Genomic DNA, 7667 nt, shown 5'->3' with positions numbered 1-7667 from the left:
CCTTAGACCAAGCAGGTCCACTGTCATTTGGCAGGCAACAAGCTTTACATCCTGTTCCTTAGCCATTTCGATTAGATCAGGAAGCGGCATTGCATTATGCTTTTTCATCACGTCTTTGATCATTTTGGGACCAAAGCCTGCAAAATTCATTTTTGAAAGACCCATTTTGTTCGCGCCTCTTGGCATCATCTTGCCAAACATTTTTTCAATGAATGATTTTTCAACCTGGATTGGCTCATCTTTCCTTAAAGCGTTCAATCCCCAGAATGTGTGGAATATTGTTACCTCGTGGTCGTAAGCTGCAGCTCCATTTGCAATGATATAGGCAGCCATCACCTTATCATAATCTCCACTGAATAATACAATCGTTGTTTTTTTCGTTTCTCTCATGTACTCTTCCCCTCTCTCTCATTACGGCAGCGGGTATTTATCTATCTAAAAAAATATATATAGTTTCTAACGTGATTACGTTGTTAAATACCTTACAGGGTATATCATATAAAAATTCTATGATGATGTCAACAGTAATTATGAATTTTTTATGACTTTATTATTTATGGTGAATATTTTCAGTTAAATGAAACTCTACCCGACCGTTTTCAGCTTCATTCAACAGGGACGATAATAATCATTAATATTGTAAAAAAAAAATGCGATCATTAGTTTCCTAAACCGATTAAATTAGAATGTTCTAATCACCAGGAAATAAAAATTAATACTGACCTTAGCACAGTCTAAACTAAAATATATGAACTGTTTGAATTAATATGAGCAGTTTTTAGCAGTTAACTTGTATAAGAGTATATTGAGGGTACAAATAGAAGGTGACAATATTTAATAGAAGAAAAAAGTTTTATCAGCATAGTGTTTCTGTGGCAGTTAGCAGTTTTTTCAAGAGGTAATGAAAACAAATTAAGAATATGTTGTGATAGAACCCTGGTAAATCAAACTTTATAATTAGCAGATTGTAAAGATTGTGCTCCAGAGGTTCTATTCTTCATCAAGCATTCTATATTTTACACTTTCATCATAAAGGCCATTTTTCTTGCTCCAATACCAGATCATGCCTGCGGATGCGGTGGATGCGATCATGACTACCAATAAGACCCAAGCTCCTGTGACCATCAATATCCCCCCTTATTTTTATGGATTTCTTGTTCTATCGAATTACTTTAACAGAAATCCCTGACACCGTCCAGAGTATTTTTAGGGGGTTGAAATATAAAAGCTCTGGGATTACAATGTGGTCAAACAATATAGGAGGTTACATTATGGACCATCCATCACTGGGATTTTTCTTTGATTTGTTTTATTACTTGGGAGTTCCCGTCCTGATTATCTTCATCCTTGATACTTTGCGAAAAAAGTCCAATAAAAAAGAAGAAAAAATTCATATTGACTAAACAGAGCTGGAATTTTCCCGCTCTGTTTTTTTTTTCCAAAAATGCTAAAAATGGCGCTTATTTACCAATTAATCCGCACGTATAAAACATTTGGATACCACTATAAAAAAGTTGAATAACTGTATTCGTTTTAGAGATGTATGATTTTAATAGCAGATTGTGAAGAAATTGTGAAATATATGTGGTTATTTTATGAACAAGGGAGTGTCAAAATGTTTACAGACGAAAAATGGAGTTCTTCAAAGAATTGGTTCATCGCTGCTGTCTTCTGGATCATCATCGGCATGAGCATGGGACTTCTTACGGCAACAAAACAAATATGGCCAGAATTGTTAAACAATCGCTGGACAACATACGGGCATATTCGTTCTGCTCACGTCATGCTCGTTATTTACGCATGGCTTTCAATGGCGTATGTCGGTTCAATGTTTTACATGATTCCAAAACTGGCTAAAACGACGGTTTTCAGTGAAAAACTTGGTAATTTTTCTTTAGTATTATACAACGTCGTCATTTTAGAAGGTTTCTTTGCATTACTGGATGGCCAGACCTCTGTTATCGAGTATGGCGAATTCCCGCTTTGGGTAGACGTGCAAGTACTGATAGCTATTGGACTTGTCGCTTATAACCTTTTCAAGACTGTCGGACAGAGACAGGAAAAAATGCTGTATGTCAGCTTGTGGTATTTCCTTGGCTCCCTTCTATGGCTGCCATTGACCTGGATTGTCGGCAACTTTCCGCCATCCCTTATCCCAAGTGGCGTACAACAAGGGTTAATGGGCTGGTTCCTAGGTCATAACGCGATTGGTCTTTGGATGACGACAGTTGGCGTTGGACAGATCTATTATCTGCTTCCAAAGTTAACTGGACGGCCATTATATAGCCACCAGCTTTCTATGATTGGATTCTGGGCAATCGCAACCTTCTACGTATGGAATGGACCTCACCACTTGATGAATGGACCTATCCCTAGCTGGATCTCCAAAGCCGGAGTTATTCCATCCATCGTCCTATTGATTCCTGTTTGGGCAGTTCTAGCTAACTTCTGGGGAACAATGAAAGGTTCATGGTCCCAGACTAGAACGAGCGTGCCGCTTCGTTTCACAATGGCAGGAACCATTTTTTACTTATTCGCGTGTCTTCAAGGACCGCTGCAAGCTCTTCCATCTGTAAGTTCAGTTATTAAATTCACTCACTGGACTGTGGGGCATGCACATATGGGACCTTTCGGAGCGTTTTCTTTCACATCGTTCGCTGCAATTTATTACATTCTGCCAAAGATCGTCGGACGTGAAATGTTCAGCAAGAGAGCAATGGAAGCTCACTTCTGGTTCTCAACAGTTGGATTCCTAGTGTTCGCTTTCTCTTTATGGATCGCTGGTGTTGTACAAGGATTCGCTTGGATCGATGGAGTTCCATTCCTTAAGACTGTATTAATGATGGAACCTTATGTTAAGGGACGCGCAATTGGCGGAACGATGATGTATGTCGCTCAGTTCTTCCTTGCTTGGAATATGTACAAAACGATTAAACTTGCAAAAATCGAGAAAAAACAGCAATCACAGCAACAGGCTGCTACTGCTTAAGGAGGAGGGAACAACTTGGAACGTAAACCATCATCAGTATTAATTGTTGCATTTATTTTATGGATGTTCGGTGTTGCCGGCACGGTTATCCTTCCCCTGTTCGACTCGGAAATCAACTCAGCGACTGCGAGTGGCGAGCTGCGCAATTACCCTGAGGATTCTGCTGAAGCAAGAGGAAGAGATGTCTATATTCAAAACGGCTGCCAGACTTGCCATACTCAGTTCGTAAGGGCATTGCCAGCTGACCAGAACCAAAACCTTGGTCCAGTTTCACAGGGTGGCGACTATAAGTATGATTTACCTCAATTAATGGGTTCTAATCGTACTGGTCCCGATTTAATGTGGGTTGGCCTCAAATATAATGAAGATTGGCATCGTCAGCACTTGATTGATCCCCAGTCAACTAGCCCTGGTTCAATCATGCCTTCTTTCGATTACTTGTCTAACCAGGAACTCGATGACCTTATCGCTTATTTAATGAGCCTTAAGCCAACAGAGGAAAGACTCGAAGAAAGCAAAAATGAAGGAAATGGATCATAAATAAGTTATTTGTCCAAAACCTTTTTATCATTGGCTCTGTTAAAGCCCAATGTTTTTATTAACCCTGTTGATTGTAGTGGAAGGCGCGTAGACTCCTGCGGGCGCAGCTGGACAGATGAGACCCCGCAGGAGCGCAGCGACGAGGAGGCTCAGCGCCAGCCCCGCGGAAAGCGAAGCGCCTGGAACGAAAATCAACAGCCTGGTATAACAGAGCCTTATTTTTAATAACAGCATCTCCTTAAACCCGCGTTTAAGGAGATGATTTTGTAATCAACCCTATCAAAACAGCATTCAAAGAGGCAGGTGGAAAAGATGAAAAATGAACATAATGAAGATATTGTTTCGGATATCAAAATTGAACATAATAAAGTGCCAAAACTATTGGTAGCTGTATTTTATGTCGTAGCAATTTGGGCAATTGGCTATGCCATCTTTATGCCAGGCAAATTACAGGTGGAACCTGCTGCCGCACCTCAGGAAAACAAGGGAGAGCTTATTTTCACAGGTACTTGCCTAAACTGCCATGCGACAGGAGCTGCACCTGATCTTAAGGGTGTAACGGATCGACTGAAAGAAGAAGACATAAAAAATGTCATCAAAAACGGCCGTAACACGATGCCGGCAATCGGTCACCTCTATTCAGATAAAGAAATCGACCAAGTATATACGTACTTAGAAAATTACAGATAAAGAAAGGAGGATTTTTGTGGTTAAAAATGTAATAAGATGGGCCTCTTTCATCATTATATTTACTCTGCCGTTTTGGAATGGATTCAGGATGGACATTGACAACGAAAAATTGTTTTTGTTCGGTTTTCAGTTAAGCTATGAAGCTGGTTATCTATTTTTTGTATTCCTTTTCTTGTTCCTGATGGCTTTTTTAGCATTATCAATGATTGTATACAGGGCATTTTGCCAATATGCTTGCCCGCATAATACCTTCAGTATGCTATTAAACAAAATTGAAGGAAAATTAGGTGAAAAAGGCAAGGCGGTAACTTTCCTATTAAGTTTGGTTGTCAGCTTTTTCATGGCCTACGCATCAGTAAGCTATTTTTACGACCCAATCACAATCTGGAAGTCATTAATCAACTTTAAGATGGACAAATACTTCTTCCTTGTTACTTCTACAGGTGTTCTGTATACAGCACTGTCATACAAGGCAAGAAATTCATTCTGTAAAGTTTGCCCGTACGGACTTGCCCAGGGCATTTCCCAAGTTGATGATAAGACAAAATGGCTTACACATCCGGGAGTTTGGATTACTTGGGGAACAACTACTGCCCTTGTACTGATCCTGCTTGTCGGATGGTTCTAAAGAAAAAAGTGAGGTGAGGACATATATGAAAAAACTTCTTAAACTATCAGCATTCGCACTTCTGACCATTTCCCTTACTGCATGTTCAGAAGCTGCTGTAAAAGAGACATCCCTTAATGATGTGAATCAAAAGGAACTTCCCGAACTGGATAAAAATTATTCTCCAAACTGGTGGAAAGATCAGCCTAACGGCAATGCCGATACAAATATGGACTGGAACGGCGAAGGCTGGATCCTGTCTGCGAATGAAGTTAGTAACGGAATAGCAATTGCAGATATTAAAACGGGTAATCCTGTTAAATACATTCAAACTACAGGTACTCCCCACCATATCCATATGAATAAAAGCCAGACATGGGCATTTGCGACACAGCGATATGGAACTAGCGTAGTGGCGATCAATATGGACACGCTTGAGGCTCATGAGATTGATTTTCCGGGGTTTGAAAAGCCGCCTGCGCCACAGCATCTTACTTTTTCCAGAGATGGCAAATACGCTTTCACTTCCTTGAACGCAGTTGAAGCAGTGGGAATGATTGATGCTGAAACTGCTGAATTGGTAAAAGTATTTAAAAATGTTGGCAAGAAGCCAAGGGATTTGAACGTTACTCCTGATGGCAAAAAACTATTTGTCAGCATGCAAGCTGAACCTTACATTAGCGTAATTGACATTGAGTCTGGGGAAATGAGGAAGCTTGAACGAACTACCACAGACTATGGAAAAGGAACAGGTTCTGGTCTTGATATGTCAAATGACGGCAAATATGTAGCGGTATCAAATACGGCTGATGATCAGGTCGCTGTTTATGATGCGAAAACAGAAAAGCTTTTAAAGAAATTTGATGATATCCCGAAGCCAACGAATCTTACCTTCATGGGTGATACCCACGACCTTGTTACTGGAAACAGAAACGATGGTTCAATCTCAATAATTGATACTGACAAATTAAAATTTATAAAAACAGTTAAAACTGGCGGAGGAACCAATCTGGCTTATTTAGGTCCGGATGGATACTGGTATACTTCACAGAACGGTGCAGGCTATCTAACAGTAATGGATCCAAATGACAATTATAAAATCGTGAGAAAGATCTGGGGAGTACAAAACATCCACTGGCTCGCATGGAGTCCTGACGGAAGCATGATGTTTGGCTCTAACTGGGGAGATAAGACACTTACTAAGATTGATATGACAAAAAAGAAGGATTTCAGGGAGACAATCCCTGTTGGCTTGAATCCAAACGGTATTGCCTTAAAAACGAATGTGCCTAAAGACAAACTATTAGCATACCAGACAAAAAATGAAGAGGAAGCAAACAGAATTAAAAAAGCTTCAACTCTTGTTTTCCCTAAAGCAAGGAATGCGAATGAAGAAGCTTTCCTGGGCACATGCCTTCAGTGTCATGACATCGGCCGTATCATGAAGAACTCCAGCAAAACAGCAGAAGACTGGACTTCAGTGGTAGACCGGATGAAAGGGAACGGGGCGAAGATGGACGACGCTTCGAGACAAAGTATCATTGATTATCTTGCAACTGCAGAACATAAAACACTTAAAATTAAAACTGAACTAGAGATTGAAATGAATGGAAAGACTGACACAGAGTAAAACAACGAAAAATCCTAATGCTTATTAACATGAGGCATTAGGATTTTCATCTAAGTTAGTTATATAGTTCCATAATCTCTTATGAAGATCAGACTTAAATTGGTTTTCTTTCCGAAGCAGGTAAAATGGCCGGAAACGGTCTCTGTCTTTAAAACGGCTGACAATTAGCTGTCTTGTGTGAATTTCAGGACAAATTGCCAGTTTTGAAAAAACAGCCACACCCAATCCATTTTTCACGCCTTCCTTGATTAACGTATTGCTGTTATAGACAAGGACGGATTTCGGTTCTATATTCAGACCTTTCCATAAATCAAGGGTTGCCTGCCTCATGGCGCAGCCAGGCTCGCGGATCAGCCAGGTCATATCTGCAAGCTTTTCCGGCATTTGATTTTCAGGATTGATTCTAAGCTGAGGAGAAACACCAAGAACGAGCATGTCATCGTAAAATTCATGTGATACAAAATTATAGCGGCCTGCTTGACCCTCAACAAGGGCGAGATCAATTTCTGATGCATACAGCAAATCGGTAATGTGGATTGAAGTCCCGATGGTGATCTGAATTTGGTCACTCGAAATGTCTGGATTTAATTTAATGAAGTCCTGGACCATTTTTGAAATCAAGCATTCACCGATCGTATTGCTGCAGCCAATCTTAATGGTTTGGCTCAAATCGCCTGCGGCTAAAAGGCCTTCCATTTTTTCATTCAAGGCAAGCAGCTGCTGGCCATATTCATATAAAGTTTCTCCGGCCTCGGATAAAGTGATTTTCCGTTTCGCCCGGATAAACAATTGTTTATTATAGTAAGCCTCTAGTTGGCTGATTTGATGGCTGACAGCCGGCTGAGACAAATTTAACATCTTGCCTGCCTGGGAGAAGCTCTCATATTTAGCCGCCGCAATGAAGGTCTTTAGATGTTCCAAGTTCAATATGATCGCACCCCTTTACTACTAAAGAATTGGAGGGAATAAAATGAAAAAAGCAGATATCATCATCACCGTCTTAGTATTGTCTGTCTTTATTTTTGGTTTGATGTACTTTACAAAGGACGATTCAATCACATATCGCGATGTTAAATTTGAAATCGCCTCACTGGCCATATTGTCCACTGTTTCCCTGTTCACCTATTTCGGGATCAAGAAAAATTTGAACCACTAATACAATATTATACCATACAGGGTTTAACGCCTGTATTGAATGTAAAACCTAGGAT

10 protein-coding genes are annotated in these 7667 nt (G+C 40.2%); 7 read left to right on the top strand and 3 right to left on the bottom strand.

Annotated features, from left to right (window positions below; translation table 11 throughout):
* Together WB217_RS16285 and WB217_RS16280 are read right to left on the bottom strand one after the other, a co-directional pair.
* Positions 1–390 (bottom strand): DsrE/DsrF/DrsH-like family protein (locus WB217_RS16285; protein WP_423994314.1); only part of this gene is annotated, 390 nt, incomplete at its 3' end.
* 600 nt (positions 391–990) lie between these two features.
* Positions 991–1125, bottom strand: coding sequence for a hypothetical protein (locus WB217_RS16280; RefSeq protein ID WP_423994313.1), 135 nt, complete (start codon positions 1123–1125; stop codon positions 991–993).
* 146 nt (positions 1126–1271) lie between these two features.
* Here WB217_RS16280 and WB217_RS16275 point away from each other — a divergent pair, with 146 nt between their 5' ends.
* The 6 genes from WB217_RS16275 to WB217_RS16250 all read left to right on the top strand — a co-directional run bounded on the left by WB217_RS16275 (position 1272) and on the right by WB217_RS16250 (position 6456).
* Positions 1272–1403 (top strand): hypothetical protein, encoded by a 132-nt coding sequence (locus tag WB217_RS16275; RefSeq protein ID WP_423994312.1) that lies wholly within the window; start codon positions 1272–1274, stop codon positions 1401–1403.
* Between the two features lie 212 nt (positions 1404–1615).
* Positions 1616–2989 (top strand): cbb3-type cytochrome c oxidase subunit I, encoded by a 1374-nt coding sequence (locus WB217_RS16270; RefSeq protein ID WP_423994311.1) that lies wholly within the window; start codon positions 1616–1618, stop codon positions 2987–2989.
* Positions 2990–3004: 15 nt separating this feature from the next.
* The gene (locus tag WB217_RS16265) at positions 3005–3529 is read left to right on the top strand and encodes a cbb3-type cytochrome c oxidase subunit II (RefSeq protein ID WP_423407933.1); all 525 of its coding nucleotides are present in this window, start codon (positions 3005–3007) and stop codon (positions 3527–3529) included.
* Between the two features lie 312 nt (positions 3530–3841).
* The gene (locus WB217_RS16260) at positions 3842–4219 is read left to right on the top strand and encodes a c-type cytochrome (RefSeq protein ID WP_423994310.1); all 378 of its coding nucleotides are present in this window, start codon (positions 3842–3844) and stop codon (positions 4217–4219) included.
* 16 nt (positions 4220–4235) lie between these two features.
* Positions 4236–4847: a 4Fe-4S binding protein gene (locus tag WB217_RS16255; protein WP_423994309.1), complete on the top strand. Its 612-nt coding sequence runs from the start codon at positions 4236–4238 to the stop codon at positions 4845–4847.
* Between the two features lie 25 nt (positions 4848–4872).
* Complete coding sequence (locus WB217_RS16250) at positions 4873–6456, top strand: YncE family protein (protein WP_423994307.1); 1584 nt, start codon at positions 4873–4875, stop codon at positions 6454–6456.
* Positions 6457–6480: 24 nt separating this feature from the next.
* Here the strand turns inward: WB217_RS16250 and WB217_RS16245 are convergent, their stop codons facing one another.
* Positions 6481–7383 (bottom strand): LysR family transcriptional regulator, encoded by a 903-nt coding sequence (locus WB217_RS16245; protein WP_423994306.1) that lies wholly within the window; start codon positions 7381–7383, stop codon positions 6481–6483.
* A gap of 43 nt (positions 7384–7426) precedes the next feature.
* Here WB217_RS16245 and WB217_RS16240 point away from each other — a divergent pair, with 43 nt between their 5' ends.
* A complete protein-coding gene (locus WB217_RS16240) occupies positions 7427–7612 on the top strand; it encodes a hypothetical protein (RefSeq protein ID WP_423994305.1) in 186 nt (61 codons plus the stop codon).
* Positions 7613–7667: the final 55 nt, after the last annotated feature.

Origin of the sequence: Mesobacillus sp., from assembly GCF_049588175.1 — a bacterium.
GTDB lineage: Bacteria > Bacillota > Bacilli > Bacillales > Cytobacillaceae > Mesobacillus.
This window is presented reverse-complemented; position numbering and strand designations above follow the sequence as displayed.

Coding starts and splice junctions, on each gene's coding strand:
- WB217_RS16250 (WP_423994307.1), top strand. CDS start 4,873: ATGAAAAAACTTCTTAAACTATCAGCATTCGCACTTCTGACCATTTCC.
- WB217_RS16270 (WP_423994311.1), top strand. CDS start 1,616: ATGTTTACAGACGAAAAATGGAGTTCTTCAAAGAATTGGTTCATCGCT.
- WB217_RS16280 (WP_423994313.1), bottom strand. CDS start 1,125: ATGGTCACAGGAGCTTGGGTCTTATTGGTAGTCATGATCGCATCCACC.
- WB217_RS16275 (WP_423994312.1), top strand. CDS start 1,272: ATGGACCATCCATCACTGGGATTTTTCTTTGATTTGTTTTATTACTTG.
- WB217_RS16240 (WP_423994305.1), top strand. CDS start 7,427: ATGAAAAAAGCAGATATCATCATCACCGTCTTAGTATTGTCTGTCTTT.
- WB217_RS16260 (WP_423994310.1), top strand. CDS start 3,842: ATGAAAAATGAACATAATGAAGATATTGTTTCGGATATCAAAATTGAA.